Consider the following 15,135-nt stretch of genomic DNA (forward strand, 5'->3'; position numbering starts at 1 on the left):
TGCACGCATTCTCCACGCCGCCCCTGGAGGTTTTCACTCCCATGTCTCAACGGGTCTTTGCCCTCTCATTCCTTCGTTACGCCTTTCCAAGGGGTGGAGGCCGGTCTTGCTATCGTTACGGGTCGGTGCCCTTTGGTTCAATACACCCGGTACTCCGTGCTTTCTTTCAAAATCCTGCGAATATGCCAATCTACGTGCAACGAAACGGGTATTACGGTTAAGCTGCTTGCTGAAAGGGCAGAGCTTTATGTGGAATGTAAGCTTGACCAGTGCGTGCCATGCCGACCAAGATTCGAGCCAGTTTGCCACATAACTTCATGATGGACCTCATTTTCTTCATCTTCTTTACCTGTACATTGYGTGCATGAATCGCCTTAAACTCTGGATTGTTCCTCACGAGACTCATGGTCATCATGAATATGAAGCGACGAAGGCGAGACCGTCCACGTTTGCTTATTTTCATTTGTCCAACCCATTTACCTGAACTTGCTTCCGCTAGATTGAGACCGGCATGACGCAGCAGGGCATTACCGTGAGTAAAACCACTCAAATCCCCGGCCTCACCAATAATACCGGCTAGAGAAATAGCGCTAACTCCTTTGATGGCAAGCATAGACTTTGCGAAGGGAATGCGTTCTAGTACGGAAACAATCTCKTGCTCGACATCCTGTAGCTGGCTCCAAGCAAGATCGTACTCTGCGAGTAATTGCTTCAAGTGCAGCTTGTAGGCATGCGCAGCTTGTTTGGAACCGACAGAGCTTCCAGCCAGCGAGATCAGGGCCCGAGCTTTTCGCTCACCGCAGTGCCGCTTCATAAGCGACTTCCATCCTTGAATCAACTCCTTGGGCTGTAATTTGCTAAGCTCTTCCGGTGTAGGAAAGAGACGAAGCGTGGCCAAGGAACCGGCACACATCAATTTCTTAAACACTTSACGCAGCTCAGGAAAAACAACGTCAACCCACCGATGAATTTGGTTTTTCGCACTTACGATTCGCTTAACGACAAAGTCCCGGTTGGAGACTAAAACACGGAGCTCTTCAAACGCTTCAGGTGTGGTACGTACGAATGAGTAATAGCCGTTTTTCACCATGTCGGCAATGACAAGAGCATCCTTTTTGTCACTCTTTGAGGGTGTGTTGTCACGGTTTTCTTTATTCTTTTTCACTAGATGCGGATTCACCAAGACAACTTCAAGCTGTCGTTCTGCAAGCCATMTGGYTATATTGAGCCAGTAGTGTCCGGTCGGTTCCATACCTACGATCGCTGCAGTTAATTTGTGATCGGTCTGCAACCGCTGGATCCATKGCAGGAGTTGCTGAAAACCTTCCTCGTCATTAGAAAACGACAAGGGATTGCCGATCACGATACCGCGAAAGTTTACGGCGCGTGCGACATGCAGTTGCTGCGCGATGTCAATCCCGATAACCAAATGATGAGAGGTAATCTTTTCAATAAGTTGATTTTGTCTAGCTTGCGATTTAAACTTCATAGTAGAGCGTCCTCCTGGATGATGGAATTTAAAAGGGCTATGACCCGTTTCGCACTCCAATCGCTAGCCGAAGCCCACACTCCATAGTATTATGAGGAGCGGTTTCTTAATTGTAGATTGATTCGAGGTGCATGAGGATGAACGTTGCCAATTCCTATTTAATCTCATTTTTTGCATGGCTAGCCATTTTGATAAATGGGCTAGTGGTTTTTCGTTTTAAGCCATTCAATTACTGGAAGGAAATTCTAATCATTTGCATTTTCTGCTCAAGCGTTTCTAGCATTATTCAATATCTTAATATGATTATACTAATTACATTTCTTCCCCCTGTATTAGCAATTCTATTTTTCACCCTTCTTACAGGGATACGATGGATCTATACTATGATTATCATAATGGTCGGCGTCACGGTTAGCGGTCTCTTAGAGTTTGGAACTACTTATCTGTTCCATCGTTTCGACATTAGCGTTACCTTAGTTATGCTCGCAAATGATTATTCGATGGAATCATGGTATTTTGTTGGAATTCATTTGGTCATCGCCCTTTGTCTTTATCAAAAGAGACTTGGATTCACATCACTGGAAATCTCGCGATCCCCGCGTCTAAGCGACAAATCATTAATTTTCACGTTGATATTCCTAGTGGCGAATTCAATTGCTGGGTTCTTCATCGCTTTTAATCAATCAGGCATTTTATATCTGGTACTGTTTGTGTTCATTGGATTTATCGTCTTTGTGATTTCTAATTACATCAGAGAGCTCGATTAGAATGAATGTTGGACGATCCTGACCGTTAGCCATCCATGCCACGTTTATAGCGGCCGCATCTTTCGCATCGGTTTTCCGTCCGGGTGCTGCTTTACCGGCATATCGACACGAACGGCCGAACAGATTTTAACTGAAATCGGTACGGATGTGAAAAGGCAAGTCCCCACAGCAGCGCATATGTGGCTCATGGGCGGAACTTGTTCCTGGGCATAATAAAAGTGCTGGCAAACGGGAACCATCTAAAACCAAGAAAGGCAACAAATATTTAAGATCAGCGGTTGACTGAAGCAGCTTATTCAGTGCGAGGGTGTACAAACGTAAAGGCAGAAAACGAGCAGGGATTGTGGTCGCACACCGCCATGCGGTGGATCGCTTATTATCTCTTAACGCGAAAAGAAATGTATGTCTACTTAGGTGAAGACTGCTTTGATAAACGGAGACAACAGTTTATTGTTCGGCACGCTGTACGAAGACTTGCGGGATGGGTTACAACGTCTTGATAACAGTACCGGCCTCTTTGTCCCATCCATTGGCTCGCTAATACTTGATCATTTAGGTGCTCTGCCTGTAAAAAATGAATCAGCTGCGTCTTCTTTGGGCGATGCCTTGTTGCCGTGTTATGGAAGTGAATTTTCATGGTAGTTCAACAGAAAATGAAGAACGCTACCATTCATTCGCTTGGGCTACGTTCTCCATTTTAACTTGCAGCCCTTTAGTAAAGCAGATACTCCTCCAAGCTTACCCGCCAAAAAAATCTAGCCATTACTTGTGATACGGTTCACCGCGCATGATCTTAAACGCGCGGTACACCTGCTCCACCAGCACCAGCCGCATGAGCTGGTGTGGCAGAGTCATGCGTCCGAACGCGAGCTTCAGCTCGGCGCGCGCCAACACCTCGGGGGCGAGCCCTAGCGAGCCCCCGATAGCAAACGCCACGTGGCTGCGCCCATACGTGGCCAACTCCTCGACGTGCCGCGCGAGCTCTTCGCTCGATAGCGGCTTGCCGTCGAGGGCTAGGGCGACGACATATGCGTCGCCCTTAATCTGCGCGAGGATGCGTTCACCCTCGCGCTGCCGTACGAGCGCCTCCTCCGCGGCGCTCATAGATTCCGGTGCCCTCTCATCGGGCACCTCGACGATCTGCACCCTGGCATAAGGCCCAAGGCGTTTGACATACTCGGCGATCCCCTGTATCAGATACTTCTCTTTTAATTTCCCTACGGCTACAATCTGAATCTGCACTACACTCCCGCCTCTCATCTCTCTGCAGCTATGCCGGCACAACTGGGTCTCACCCGTGGACTGACACCACGGCCGTTCATTCATGCTGGCCACACGGCAATACAGGTCGAGTTTACCCGAGGCCACGCTAGGTTCCCCTCGTACTTACCACTGCATGTCCACAGTTCGTCTATCTCCCATGACCCCGTCTGCCAAGCCAACACTTTCCCCACGTCATTTCTCCACCGTGATACACATACGCATGCAGCCAAACTCGGCCTCACTCACTGGCACTCCCTCGCCCAATGCACACCAGCCAACATCCTGTCAGGCCATGCATAGATTCGCCTTGCGGCTAACACTCCCCTTAACCTTCCAGCACCGGCAGGCATCAGCCCGCGTTGAGCCAGCCCTCTTGCCCGCTCTGGTCCTTCCGCTCTGGTCCTTCCAGCGTGACACTCACGGTATATTCCACCACAATGGGCGCACACACCTTCCATCACACGCCTAACCAACACCTCCGCACCAACAAAAAAAGAAGGCCCGCCATCGCGCACAAGCCTTCGTATAATTCCTGCTGCTACACTACCAAAAAACGCCCCTGCTGCAGGCACCGCTCGCAGTGTGCCGGCGGCTCCCAAGCCCGAAAACGGACTTTTTCTAAATCAACAACGTCCGGTGCTTCTTCATATTCGTCGACAAATTCATCGATCGCAAGCTCCAAATGATCCTTACATACAACATGCATAATTTGACTCCACTCCGCTGTTTGGCTCTATTTATTATCGTCCTGCAATTCATCCAATGTTACCGTCGCCGTTGCTTTGTTCTCACCCCGGTAATAGGTGACCTCCAACTCATCCCCGATACGCTTTTTGCTATAAATGTATTTCCGCAGAGCCAGTGTTCCGTCTACAGCCTGACCATCCAGTTCCACAATGACGTCATTTGTTTTTAAACCCGCGTCCTTCGCTGGGCCGATTGCATCAATCACAATACTACCAGTTTTCACATCTGAAGGCAGCTTTAATACTTCCGTACCTTGGAAAGATTGTAAATCCTGAGTCACCACGCCGATATATGGCCTTTTTACTTTATGATCGGTTATCAGCGCATCAATAATTTGCTTGGCGGAATTAATCGGAATGGCAAACCCAAGTCCTTCCACTCCCATATCTGCAACCTTGAGTGTGTTAATCCCAACCACTTTGCCTTGAAGATTGACCAACGCCCCGCCGCTGTTGCCTTGGTTGATTGCCGCATCGGTCTGGATCACATCCATCTCCCAATCGTAGCTCCCCTGCTGTCCCAAAGACACAGGTATCGTACGCTTAGGCCAGCTGATGATACCCTTCGTCACCGTAGGCGCAAACCCCAGCCCGAGAGGATTACCAACCGCTATAGCGGTCTCACCGGCATGCAGCGCATCGGAATCACCAAATTCAGCGACAATATTGATGCCATCCGCATCGATCTCCAATACCGCTAAATCGGTCATTTGATCCCGTCCGAGCAGTTCTGCCTTTTTGCGCTCTCCCTGTGCCGTCACCACATCCAGCTGTGTGAAGCCTTCCACCACATGGTTGTTGGTGACAATCCGGATTTTATCCCCGCTTTTCTGGAACATGACACCGGATCCCAAACCTACTGCGCCATGAGACTCTGCATCGCCACCGTCGGCCGCGGAACCAATAATGCTGATCACCGTTGGGCCGACCACCGCTGCAGCACGTACCACCGAATCGCTGTTCAACATTTGAGCGTCGGAAACCACCGCTGCCGCCCCGGCGCCGTATGAGGCAGGCAAGGCCTCCTCTTCACCGCTTGCACCGAACAGCAGCAGCAAAACCAACATCGCGGAGGCTCCGCCAGCAGCAGGCAGCAGCCATGGCGGCAGCTGTCTCCAACCTTTGCGGCTCAGTCGTTTCCCCCGGACTGACCAATTGTTCCATCGGGATACTTTAGTGGAATAAAAATCATCATCGAACAGACTCATTGTTTCCGCTCCCTTTTTGTGCGCTCGGTGCAGCTTCTACGGCGTCTATCAATCTCAAAAACTTTTAAAAACGTAGGAATGTTTTACATGCTGCAAGACTAGAATAAGAGTATAACAATTTAAACGAAAGAAGGCCGTTAAACCATGAATCCTATTCCTACCCATTTGCAGCAAATCGATCTTATCGGCAAGCTCGCTGATCTCAAACATGCACATTACCAATCCGCCCTACTAGTGAGCACAATCATCGAACTTTTAGTGGAAAAAGGCATCATTACCGCGCAGGATATTGCGTCCGTATCGGCCAAACTCGATGCATCCTACACGCCGCAGCACGATGGCTAGCCCTTCCCAGCCTCGGCCTTTCCGGAGTCACCGACCTAATGACCACGCCATCCCACAACTCTTCTCTTGCACCGTCGCCACGCTCACAGCGATCCGGCGGTGCATTCCGATGCGCACGAAGCACTATCCCAGTCAACGGCTCAAGCCGTGCCAACCGGCGGTACCGCTACTCCTCATCCAACCGATCCCATGCCGTGGCACGGTCGTAATAGGTGTCCATGAGTTCAGCCCGATGGTCGTCTTCACATAAACGCTCTTCCACCATATTATTCACGGTAAGCCTGGCCAAATCCATCATGTTGTGGTCACGGCTCAAATGCGCCAAATATACCCGCTTCGTCCGTGAGGTCATCACATCACATAGGCCGATGCCTGCTGCCTCATTGGACAGATGGCCCAAATCGCTCAATATGCGCCGTTTAATATTCCACGGATATCTGCCGACCCGAAGCATCTCGATGTCATGGTTGGATTCCAGTACCATCACGTCACTGTCACGGATCTGTTCCTTTACCTTCTCGCTCATGTAACCCAGATCGGTTGCCAGACTCAGCTTCTGATCCTCGTTATAAAAACAATAGCCGACCGGTTCGGCCGCATCATGTGAAATTCCGTACGACTCGACTCTAAGTGTGCCGAAGTCGCGAGCCTCACCGGTTTGCATCACACAGCGTTTGTCCTCCGCGATATCCCCGATCTGTTTGTCCAGGGCGTCCCACGTCTTCTCATTGGCATACACGGGAAGATCGTACTTTCGTGCGATCGCCCCGAGCCCTTTGATATGGTCGGCATGCTCATGTGTTACCAGTATCGCGTCTAAATCTGCAGCGGAGATGTCCTTCTCCTTTAAAAGGGAGTCCACCTTCTTGGCACTCAAGCCTGCGTCGACTAACACCTTGGTGTCTTCCGTTGCTACAACCATCGCGTTCCCCGTGGAACCGCTGGCGAGTACACTAAAACGTATTCCCATCTGTCTCTCCCATCTGACCACGCAATGAATCATATTAACGTTTTACTTTTTGTGGCGGCTCTACTGCCCCATTCAATGCATGCACATAATATATATCTTCACCGTTGCCAAGCGCCACGCGCCAATATGGAACCATGAACATCGTCTGCGAATCGAACACCTGTCCATGATACCCCAACTCGATGCTGCTGACTACCGTTCCGCTCGGAAAATAGTTCTCGATAAGACTGCGCAGCACCGTGTAGGGTGAGATTACCTTCTGATCCTGCTGATCTCCTTCCGATTTGACCTCCACATAGCCTTGGCGGTAGGCTGTAATCATTCCGTTCTGTTCTATCAGCTCCAACCGGACCTCAAACATCGGCAGCGATCGGTACAGCTGATGAAACACATACACTCCGTTGGCACTAAGCACCGGATCGTATTGATAAGCATCGATATTAGGAATTGATGCCTTGGCGGCAGCATTTCTAGTTGATCCTCGACTCATCAACGGACTGAACTTGAAGGGATTTTTCAGCGGTATCTCCTTATCCGGCTTGAGCTGCTCGTCGAACCGAACTTCAATTTCATTTAATCGAGCGACTTCCTTCGGCATTTCCGCCGACACCTGGATGTTTTTACTTTTCATTAGCCTTTGGATTTCCTCCGCCGCACTCGCCGTATTCGCATCGAACTCGAGTAGACCCGAGCGCGTTGTCCAGAGCTGGTAGCCCAGCACCAAGTTCAGCAGCAGGAAAGAAAGTATTAAGATCGTTTTCGCCCGGCTCCAATCCATGTGCATCCCCCCTAGCGGCGCTCAGGCAATTTATTCCAAAAACTCGTATGTCCCATCCCGCAGTTCGACCGTCCAGGCAGGCACTAACTCAAGCGTTTGATCATGTACGATCGGTTTGTATGCGGGAAATACCGAAAGTATAGAAGACCTTTTGCCATATTGACTCAGCTTTTCGGCCAACGCTTCGCCTCCAACCAAAGAATGCTGGCTCTCCACCGCGTTTTGCACGTCCGGAATCATCATGGAGCGCTCGTAGCTTGCAGCAATTCCTTTTTGCATGACAATTTTGATAAAACCAGCATTTTCAGACCCTTGGTTAATGACTGGAAGGGATTTGTGATACTGCCTGAAAACGAACGCCTGATTGTTTGGCAGCAGACGCTGGGGCACCTTGTACAGTGAATATTTGCCATTCCATCCGCCGTGCTGGTTGATAAACTGTACGGCTGAGAGCAGATTTTCACGCATGTCGTCCTTGCCATCCATCGTCGCCACAGGATCTGTGTAGGTCATCCAGCGTTGGTCGTTCTGCAACTTCAAGCCCCGCTTCGTATCGGTATAGATCTCCGATCCGTCCCGTTCCGACAAATTGCGGGTTATGGCAGGGTCTACGAAAAAATTCTGCTTCAGCTGCTCCACCGCGTACTGCGTTACCGGCAGCTTTACCGCTTCGAACCAAATCGGCTGTACAGGCAGATAGTAATCCCCGTCTCCCTTTTCGTAATCTACTATTTGCTCCCGTGCCACAATTCCTTCCAACGTAACAAATCGTTCAATGTCCTTCGTTGAGATATCGGCACTCTCTACCTCATACATCGTATTCGCAGTATCCGTGAAAAAGATAGTTCTTACCTCGAATTTCATCGGGTCGGCGAAAAACCAAATCCGCGTGATGACGTCATTTTCCGGTGGCAGCGAACCTTTGATCTGCAGCACCTGCTCGCGCTGCAGCACATCGAACGGCAATCCGTCGCGAAAGCGGACTTCAAAGCCTTGCCGGGTGCTCCGAATTTCTTCCCAATTCACGTTTAGCGCTTCCGGGCTTGTTTTACGAAATCCTTCCAAGGATCGCTGCCGCACATTATCGAAGATCCTCGTGTAGGCTTCTGTTTCAGGATACAGCACCGTGTGCTGCTGGTTGCCCAGGTGCATCACCATCTGATCCGGGAACAGCAGATCCTCAACTGCCGCTTGAGAGCCGAGCGGTTCACTCTCCACATATTCGTCCTGCACCAACGGATCGAAGCTTGGTGCGCTGTAATTAATATAGTAGCTCTGCAGCAGGCTGAGGCCGACGAGTATCACAAGTGCGGCTGATTTCAGCTTCTCAATCATACGGCAGCCTCCTCCTGGAGGTATGGCAGGGTAAAAGAGACCTTAGTCCCTTCCCCCAATTCCGACTCCAAAACAATGGACCCGCCATGCGCTTTCACTATTTCCCGGGCAATAGACAAGCCTAGCCCTGTCCCCCCCATGCTGCGAGAGCGGGCTTTATCCACGCGGTAAAACCGGTCGAAAATACGGTTTAAGTCCTTCTTAGGTATACCAATACCGTTGTCCTGCACCGTAACTTCCAGCAGCTGTGGCTCTACTCGACGTGCCCGGAGAGAAATTTGACCGCCATCGGGCGTGTATTTTATAGCGTTCGACACAAGGTTATCTAACACCTGATCAATGCGGTCACGGTCCACCGCAATTTCACCGGCTGTAGACTCTACTTGAATGAAAATTTCAATCGATTGCTCCTCCAGTTGAAATGAAAACCGGTCGGCGGCGTCCTCCAACATAGCCCTGGCACTTGTCAATTGCTTATTGATGATCGCCTGCTCGGAATCCAGACGGGAAAGCTGCAGCAAATCCGTCACCAGCCGAATCATTCGTTCTGTTTCGTTGCGCGTGACACTGACGAACTTGCCCGCCAACTCGGGATCCTCCAGCGCTCCATCTTCCAACGCTTCCAAGTAGCTTTTGATCGTCGTGAGAGGTGTTCTCAACTCATGGGACACATTGGCGACAAACTCACGGCGCGACTCCTCCAGCTTCTCCTGACCCGTGACATCCTGCAGCACGGCGATTGTTCCGGCCGAGCCCTTTCCTTTGGTGTATATCGTTGTGAAAGTGAGCTTCACGGATAATTTCTCTTCTTCCCCATGCTCAAACTGAAGCATCATGGTCGGATCCTCGTCACGTTCGAGCTTCCTTGCCGCCTCACTTGAGATGCCTAACACTTCGAGCAGCGGTCTGCCCAGCGTCGTCTCTTCGCTCACCTGCAAAATGTCCTTAGCCCGCCGGTTAATTACCATGACGCGGCCGTCATCACCTGCAGCAATCAACCCGTCGTTCATGTTTATCAAAATGGAAGCGAGCCTCTCCTTTTCTTCCTCATTCAACGCCAGTGCTTCCTGCAATCGTTCCATCATGTAATTGAATGCGTGGCCCAACTGTCCGATCTCATCCGTCCCCACAACCGGTACTTGAGACTCGAAGCGCCCTTCCGCTACAGCCGTGGCTTGACGCGTGATCGCTTTGATCGGGTTAGTGATCGTCGCCGACAGCATCACCCCGAGAACTGCGGTCAGTGCGAGGGCGATCAATGTTCCGGAAATGAGAAATTGATTGATCCGGTTCATTGTGGTGTACAATCCCTCCATAGAAGCGATGATATACACAGCACCCAGAACTTTAACTCCCGAGCCGATCGGCTTGGCTATAATCATATTTCGGTTGCCTTGTATGTCTATGAACATCCGTTGATTGTCCTTGATTCCTTGCAGCGCCCGGTTAACCTCGGTTTGGGTGTTCTTTTGCCCGACAATGGACTGATGGCTCGCTATCGATGTCGAGCGCACGAAGCCGTTGGCATCGATAATCTGGATTTCCGCGTTACTTATGGCAAACAGGTTGTTGACCACATCATTCAAATCAGCATAAGATTTGCCCGCGTCATCCTTAGTCTCTGCGCTGTTTGCGGCCAAGTAGGGCTCTACGAACTGAGCCAGCAGCTGTGCCTGCTTATTTTGCGAATCGATGAAATCCGTCTTAAAATAACTCTCCAGCGTTCTGATGAAGTAGACGCCAATAAACTGCATCGCTATTAAGACCAGCAGCACATAAATCACTATCAATTTTGCCTGAATCGACTGAAAGAAACGAATGCCTTTCATCGTTTAGAAGCCCCCGGTTTTGGCACTTCGCATCATGTAACCGAGACCGCGACGCGTCAAAATATATTCCGGCCGGCTTGGATCATCCTCAATCTTTTCCCGCAATCGGCGAATGGTCACATCCACCGTGCGTACGTCGCCGAAATATTCGAACCCCCACACTGCTTGCAGCAGATGCTCCCGGGTCATCACCTTGCCGCTGTTTTTGGCCATATACTGCAGCAATTCAAACTCCCGGTGTGTCAAGTCGAGCGGCTCGTCATCCTTGTACACCATATACGTGTCGCTGTCTATGAATAGCGATTGCAGCCTTATGCCTTGTCGGGTTCCGATCTCCACTGCCGGAACGCTGCTTACCTTGGTCTGGCGGCGCAGATGTGCCTTCACTCTCGCTAATAGCTCACGGGTGCCGAAAGGCTTGGTCACGTAATCGTCTGCGCCCAGCTCGAGCCCCAGCACCTTATCGATCTCATTGTCCTTTGCTGTCAGCATAATTATCGGCGTATTTAGTTTCACGCGCACCTCACGACACACGTCCATTCCATCTTTCACGGGCAGCATCAGATCGAGCAGGATCAGATCCGGCTCCTCCCGGTAAGCCAGCTCCACCGCATTCCCGCCGTCGTAAGCACAGATGACCTGATGGCCTTCCTTTTCCAGATTGAATTTCAATATATCCGCAATCGGTTGTTCATCATCGACAACGAGTATTTTCGCCATCCTTACGATCACCGCCTGTAAAATAACTTCTCGTGGTTTGCCCGCACGTTTATCTATTCAACAACATGTTTTCATTTTACCACAAACCAAATAAAAAAGAGACACGGAGCGCAGTGTCCTGCGTTACGGTGCCTCTGTCCGAGCAATTATTCCGGTAAATAATATATGATTTTAATCAGTGCTTATCTATTTAAATATTTCGATGGATTCTCAGGTGTGTTATTTTTCTGAATTTCAAAGTGCAGGTGTACTCCGGTGGAGTCTCCGGTACTGCCCATGTCACCGATCTTTTCACCTTTTTCCACGATTTCGCCGGCTACGACGTCAATTTTGCTCAAATGTCCATATAAAGTTTTGTACCCGTTTAGATGATCTATGATGACGCAATTGCCATAACCGTCTTGTTTGTTACCCGCGTAAATCACTTTACCATTGTCCGCCGCCAGGATATTTTTATTGGATGAGACCAGATCGATCCCTTTGTGCATCCTCCCCCAGCGTGTCCCGTATGTGCTGCTGATGGAGGAGGATATAACCGGCCATGCGAACTTGCCGGAGCCTTCTCCTTTGACAACCTTGGCACCTTTGCGGATGATGGCTGACACCGGCTGCTGAACGATTTCTTCATTCTGCACCGTTTCTTCTACCATCATGCCGTTCACCTTGGTCACTTGAATCGTAACTTTCTTGACGCCATTCTGCCCTTGCCTAATCGTTTGATCCGTGCCTACCCGCGTATTCGGATCCTGCTGATATTCGGTATCAAAGTGGAGTTCATGTGTCTCCGTCACTTTTTCCACCGAGCGTACGGCCAACGCAGGCTGCGATACCGTAAGATCGAGCTCCTCGCCAGCCTTGATCATATCATCTGCGATCCAAGGATTGTTTTCATAAATGGCCTGCTTCGGCACGTTGAGCTTCTTGGCGATGCAAGACACGCAATCACCCTCTTGCACCGTGTATTTGGTCGGCTGCACGTCGCCGGTTTCCAGCTTCTTGCGCAGCTCGTCCGGCTTGATTACGTCCTGCGGTTGTATCGGAATCTCTTTTAACTCAACCTTTTGTACGAAATCCACCTGTTGTATCTCGACCTGGGTTGCGGGCTCAGATGGTGATGCTGACAGCACCTGCACCTTGCCCGGCTCTTTCTTGTTCACAGTGATGTCAGCTTTGATCGCTTCCAGCATGTGATCCGCCGTCGCCTGATCCTTCAAGATCCCCATGGGTTTCCCATCCACCAAGAGCTGAACGCCCATAGGCGTAGCTGTCATGGAAGACGATAGGCGGCTAAACACTTCCTGCTCGCTAATCTGAGGCACGAAAGCCTTTTCCTCTTTGAAACTCAGCTCAGGCATCTCAACATCCACATGTACATCTGCACCGGTGTTTTGTAATTCCGCTGTTTTGATAGCTACGAATTGTTCAACGACCGTCTTGTCCTGTACGATTCCAATATCTTCTCCATCGAGCGCAACCTCGACCACATCAACGAGGTTCGCTTTCACATAAGCGTGGCCGCCCCATACAATCGCCGTGACCGCGCCTAGCACGGTTGCGGTTTTCACCAAGCCCAATCTATGTATCAGGATGTTTTTTCCATCATTGTCTGGCTTGCGACCGACTGCAGTGTGGTTTTTATTCGGTTTCTTCTTGGCTTTGCTATGTTGAGCTAAGCTCTGTTCACCTGTGTCACTCTTGGTTGAGCTCGCTGTAGCACTACGTCTAGGCGAATTCTTCTGTTTATTACGTCCACCGCCATTGTCGTTATTTGTTACTGTCGTACTTATATGTTGAACGCTCCGATTGCCATCGATATGTGAACTTACGTTATTTTGCTCTTGTTCCAGTTGCTGTTGCTTGGCGTTGCTCTGGGCTGTTAGGTTTTGTAGTCGAATGTCGGTGAGCTTCCGCCAGGACTTGCCCAGCTTCTGCTTGACCCAACGTATTCCTTTCAAAACTGTCATGTTTTACTCCTTTTGAAACGGGTTTTCGCAGGCTACATAAAAACTCCTAAAAATAGGGATAATAACGTGCGTTAAAAGACTCCTTAAACAATTTACCACAATTCTATCGCTTCTTTCAACACAACACAGTGTCTACCAGTGCGGGAATCGACGTCCATAGCAGGAGTGTGAAGTAAATAAATGGAGAATATTAGGATGGCTTTTGCCCGTTGGTCCGACATGGTTCGGGCGGCGGAAGCTCTGCGAGATCTGGGTGTGATCGACATTACTTTACCGCCCGAATACGAGCTGGGCCGGGATGCGGATTCCCTCATCCCAGATGCAACCGAGCACACCCGAAGTACAATTAGTGATTTTGTATTGGAAATCTCGGTCGAGCCGGGTCTAAGCGGGTCTGCCGCAGATGTGGCGTCGAAGTATGGCGGTTCGTGCCAGTGACGTTTCACTGTTTTGTCTTGATCATACCGAGAAGCTGGGAGTATTCTTCCGGCTTCAAATACTGTTGAAGTGTTTGCTCAATTTGCTTGAGCTCACTGGCCGTAATGCCCTCTTCCATCATTTGTGAAATACTTTGTATTTCCGTCTGAGGTACCCTCGATAACATCATATTGAAAATTTTATTCCGGTCGCCCGTAGATAGCAGCTCCTTCTTCCTGGCAAACTCCTCGCCTGACACCACTACCCTGCCTCCCACGTCTGACTCAGCGCCCGCGGCGGAACCCGCTGAGCCATCCTGCGCAAGTCCGCTTTCAGTAGACTCTTGCCCACTGTCCCTTGCAGTACCCGACACTGTGGCCCGTCCTCCGGTGCCGTCTCTGCTCCCCGCTTCAGTGCCCGATGCCTTGTTATGCTCGCCGGAGCTAGAATTGCTCTCCTGTTGCGATGACGCTGCCGCTGCTGAACCACTCTGATGGCCGAACACAGCCACCGCATCATCCGGTACCTTCTCCTCTGTCACGTTATCCGCACCGGTGCTCTGTGTCGGAGAAGATATCTGCCCTGCGTCACCGGCTGCCGAGTCAGAGTTACCGTTCGCACCCTGGGTTCCGGCGTCCACTTGCCCAGTGACCGAGTGCGCTTCCGGCGCCTGACCGGTTCGCGCGGCCGCGCCCACGGTGCTCGAGCTTCGTCCCTCACCCGGCTGTTGCCCCGTCAATGTCTCGCTCACATGTGCGGTGAATTTTGACCAATTCGGCATGTCGTTCACTACATTTTTTAGTTTATATTGCTCCAGTATCATGTCGACGTACGTCTGTATCACCCAAAACGTAGAAGTCACACAAATTATCGATGTCACACACGCCGTTATAACCAACTTAGCCGCCCAGTACAGTGGTTTCATTTACCAACCATCTCCCGTCTTTTGAACGTTTGTCAGCATTCCTTCCCTACAGTATTAACGTCTTTGCCGGAACCAAACCATAACCTGGAAAATTCAGAACCTTCTTAAGTTTGTAAGTCATTTCTCTAGTTTTTTGTTAAAAGTTTCTTTGTAGTGTAGACTTAGGCGGTTGGCGAAAGTGCTGACTCAATAGGCAGGGTGGACCGGAAACTTGAGAAGTTTCAATATTCTTATCGTAGATCACGAAACGGAAATTCAAGTGAGGCATCCACATACAAGTTCAAAATATCCCTTCCGGACCACAAAATTGTTCTACCGCAAGCTCGACGGTAAAAAACTTGGAGGGTCTTCGAAAACTGATTGGCAATGCCCTCAAATA

General features: G+C 50.2%; 15 protein-coding genes. 4 read left to right on the top strand and 11 right to left on the bottom strand.

Annotated features, from left to right (window positions below; genetic code table 11):
* Positions 1-217 precede the first annotated feature (217 nt).
* Positions 218-1,489, bottom strand: coding sequence for an IS110 family RNA-guided transposase (locus CBW46_RS20315; RefSeq protein ID WP_089201787.1), 1,272 nt, complete (start codon positions 1,487-1,489; stop codon positions 218-220).
* Between the two features lie 942 nt (positions 1,490-2,431).
* Here CBW46_RS20315 and CBW46_RS22390 point away from each other — a divergent pair.
* A complete protein-coding gene (locus CBW46_RS22390; RefSeq protein ID WP_207802349.1) occupies positions 2,432-2,542 on the top strand; it encodes a transposase in 111 nt (36 codons plus the stop codon).
* Positions 2,543-2,682: 140 nt separating this feature from the next.
* A complete protein-coding gene (locus tag CBW46_RS21555; protein WP_207802348.1) occupies positions 2,683-2,898 on the top strand; it encodes a hypothetical protein in 216 nt (71 codons plus the stop codon).
* Positions 2,899-3,018: 120 nt separating this feature from the next.
* Here the strand turns inward: CBW46_RS21555 and rlmH are convergent, their stop codons facing one another.
* The 3 genes from rlmH to CBW46_RS20340 form a co-directional block, all read right to left on the bottom strand.
* Entirely contained in the window at positions 3,019-3,498 is a 480-nt protein-coding gene (gene rlmH / locus CBW46_RS20330) for a 23S rRNA (pseudouridine(1915)-N(3))-methyltransferase RlmH (protein WP_089201833.1), read from the bottom strand.
* A gap of 559 nt (positions 3,499-4,057) precedes the next feature.
* Entirely contained in the window at positions 4,058-4,225 is a 168-nt protein-coding gene (locus CBW46_RS20335) for a CxxH/CxxC protein (RefSeq protein ID WP_089201789.1), read from the bottom strand.
* Between the two features lie 27 nt (positions 4,226-4,252).
* A complete protein-coding gene (locus CBW46_RS20340; protein WP_089201790.1) occupies positions 4,253-5,473 on the bottom strand; it encodes a S1C family serine protease in 1,221 nt (406 codons plus the stop codon).
* A gap of 144 nt (positions 5,474-5,617) precedes the next feature.
* Here CBW46_RS20340 and CBW46_RS20345 point away from each other — a divergent pair, with 144 nt between their 5' ends.
* Positions 5,618-5,818 carry a hypothetical protein gene (locus tag CBW46_RS20345; RefSeq protein ID WP_089201791.1) on the top strand — a complete coding sequence of 67 codons (201 nt, stop codon included), beginning with the start codon at positions 5,618-5,620 and terminating at the stop codon, positions 5,816-5,818.
* 166 nt (positions 5,819-5,984) lie between these two features.
* On the opposite strand, the gene CBW46_RS20350 is transcribed toward CBW46_RS20345, so the two are convergent.
* The 6 genes from CBW46_RS20350 to CBW46_RS20375 form a co-directional block, all read right to left on the bottom strand.
* A complete protein-coding gene (locus tag CBW46_RS20350; protein WP_089201792.1) occupies positions 5,985-6,788 on the bottom strand; it encodes an MBL fold metallo-hydrolase in 804 nt (267 codons plus the stop codon).
* 34 nt (positions 6,789-6,822) lie between these two features.
* Positions 6,823-7,566, bottom strand: coding sequence for a two-component system regulatory protein YycI (yycI, locus tag CBW46_RS20355; RefSeq protein WP_089201793.1), 744 nt, complete (start codon positions 7,564-7,566; stop codon positions 6,823-6,825).
* A gap of 30 nt (positions 7,567-7,596) precedes the next feature.
* The gene (locus CBW46_RS20360; protein ID WP_089201794.1) at positions 7,597-8,901 is read right to left on the bottom strand and encodes a YycH family regulatory protein; all 1,305 of its coding nucleotides are present in this window, start codon (positions 8,899-8,901) and stop codon (positions 7,597-7,599) included.
* The gene (gene walK / locus CBW46_RS20365; protein WP_089201795.1) at positions 8,898-10,730 is read right to left on the bottom strand and encodes a cell wall metabolism sensor histidine kinase WalK; all 1,833 of its coding nucleotides are present in this window, start codon (positions 10,728-10,730) and stop codon (positions 8,898-8,900) included. The genes CBW46_RS20360 and walK overlap by 4 nt, the downstream gene beginning before the upstream one ends.
* Before the next feature lie 3 nt (positions 10,731-10,733).
* Complete coding sequence (gene yycF, locus CBW46_RS20370) at positions 10,734-11,450, bottom strand: response regulator YycF (protein ID WP_089201796.1); 717 nt, start codon at positions 11,448-11,450, stop codon at positions 10,734-10,736.
* A gap of 182 nt (positions 11,451-11,632) precedes the next feature.
* Positions 11,633-13,414: a M23 family metallopeptidase gene (locus CBW46_RS20375; RefSeq protein WP_089201797.1), complete on the bottom strand. Its 1,782-nt coding sequence runs from the start codon at positions 13,412-13,414 to the stop codon at positions 11,633-11,635.
* 180 nt (positions 13,415-13,594) lie between these two features.
* On the opposite strand from CBW46_RS20375, the gene CBW46_RS20380 reads away from it, so the two are divergent.
* Positions 13,595-13,852: a hypothetical protein gene (locus tag CBW46_RS20380; protein WP_133254024.1), complete on the top strand. Its 258-nt coding sequence runs from the start codon at positions 13,595-13,597 to the stop codon at positions 13,850-13,852.
* Positions 13,853-13,856: 4 nt separating this feature from the next.
* Here CBW46_RS20380 and CBW46_RS20385 read toward each other — a convergent pair whose 3' ends face one another.
* On the bottom strand, positions 13,857-14,756 hold the full coding sequence (locus tag CBW46_RS20385) for a hypothetical protein (protein ID WP_089201799.1): 900 nt from the start codon (positions 14,754-14,756) through the stop codon (positions 13,857-13,859).
* Positions 14,757-15,135 lie beyond the last annotated feature (379 nt).

Source organism: Paenibacillus xerothermodurans (genome assembly GCF_002220865.2).
GTDB lineage: Bacteria > Bacillota > Bacilli > Paenibacillales > NBRC-103111 > Paenibacillus_S > Paenibacillus_S xerothermodurans.

Bases quoted from the DNA above. Each gene is read 5' to 3' on its own strand.
- walK (WP_089201795.1), bottom strand. From the start codon at position 10,730: ATGAAAGGCATTCGTTTCTTTCAGTCGATTCAGGCAAAATTGATAGTG.
- CBW46_RS20345 (WP_089201791.1), top strand. From the start codon at position 5,618: ATGAATCCTATTCCTACCCATTTGCAGCAAATCGATCTTATCGGCAAG.
- yycI (WP_089201793.1), bottom strand. From the start codon at position 7,566: ATGGATTGGAGCCGGGCGAAAACGATCTTAATACTTTCTTTCCTGCTG.
- CBW46_RS20380 (WP_133254024.1), top strand. From the start codon at position 13,595: ATGGAGAATATTAGGATGGCTTTTGCCCGTTGGTCCGACATGGTTCGG.
- CBW46_RS20360 (WP_089201794.1), bottom strand. From the start codon at position 8,901: ATGATTGAGAAGCTGAAATCAGCCGCACTTGTGATACTCGTCGGCCTC.
- CBW46_RS20350 (WP_089201792.1), bottom strand. From the start codon at position 6,788: ATGGGAATACGTTTTAGTGTACTCGCCAGCGGTTCCACGGGGAACGCG.
- CBW46_RS20385 (WP_089201799.1), bottom strand. From the start codon at position 14,756: ATGAAACCACTGTACTGGGCGGCTAAGTTGGTTATAACGGCGTGTGTG.
- yycF (WP_089201796.1), bottom strand. From the start codon at position 11,450: ATGGCGAAAATACTCGTTGTCGATGATGAACAACCGATTGCGGATATA.
- CBW46_RS20340 (WP_089201790.1), bottom strand. From the start codon at position 5,473: ATGAGTCTGTTCGATGATGATTTTTATTCCACTAAAGTATCCCGATGG.
- CBW46_RS20335 (WP_089201789.1), bottom strand. From the start codon at position 4,225: ATGCATGTTGTATGTAAGGATCATTTGGAGCTTGCGATCGATGAATTT.
- CBW46_RS20375 (WP_089201797.1), bottom strand. From the start codon at position 13,414: ATGACAGTTTTGAAAGGAATACGTTGGGTCAAGCAGAAGCTGGGCAAG.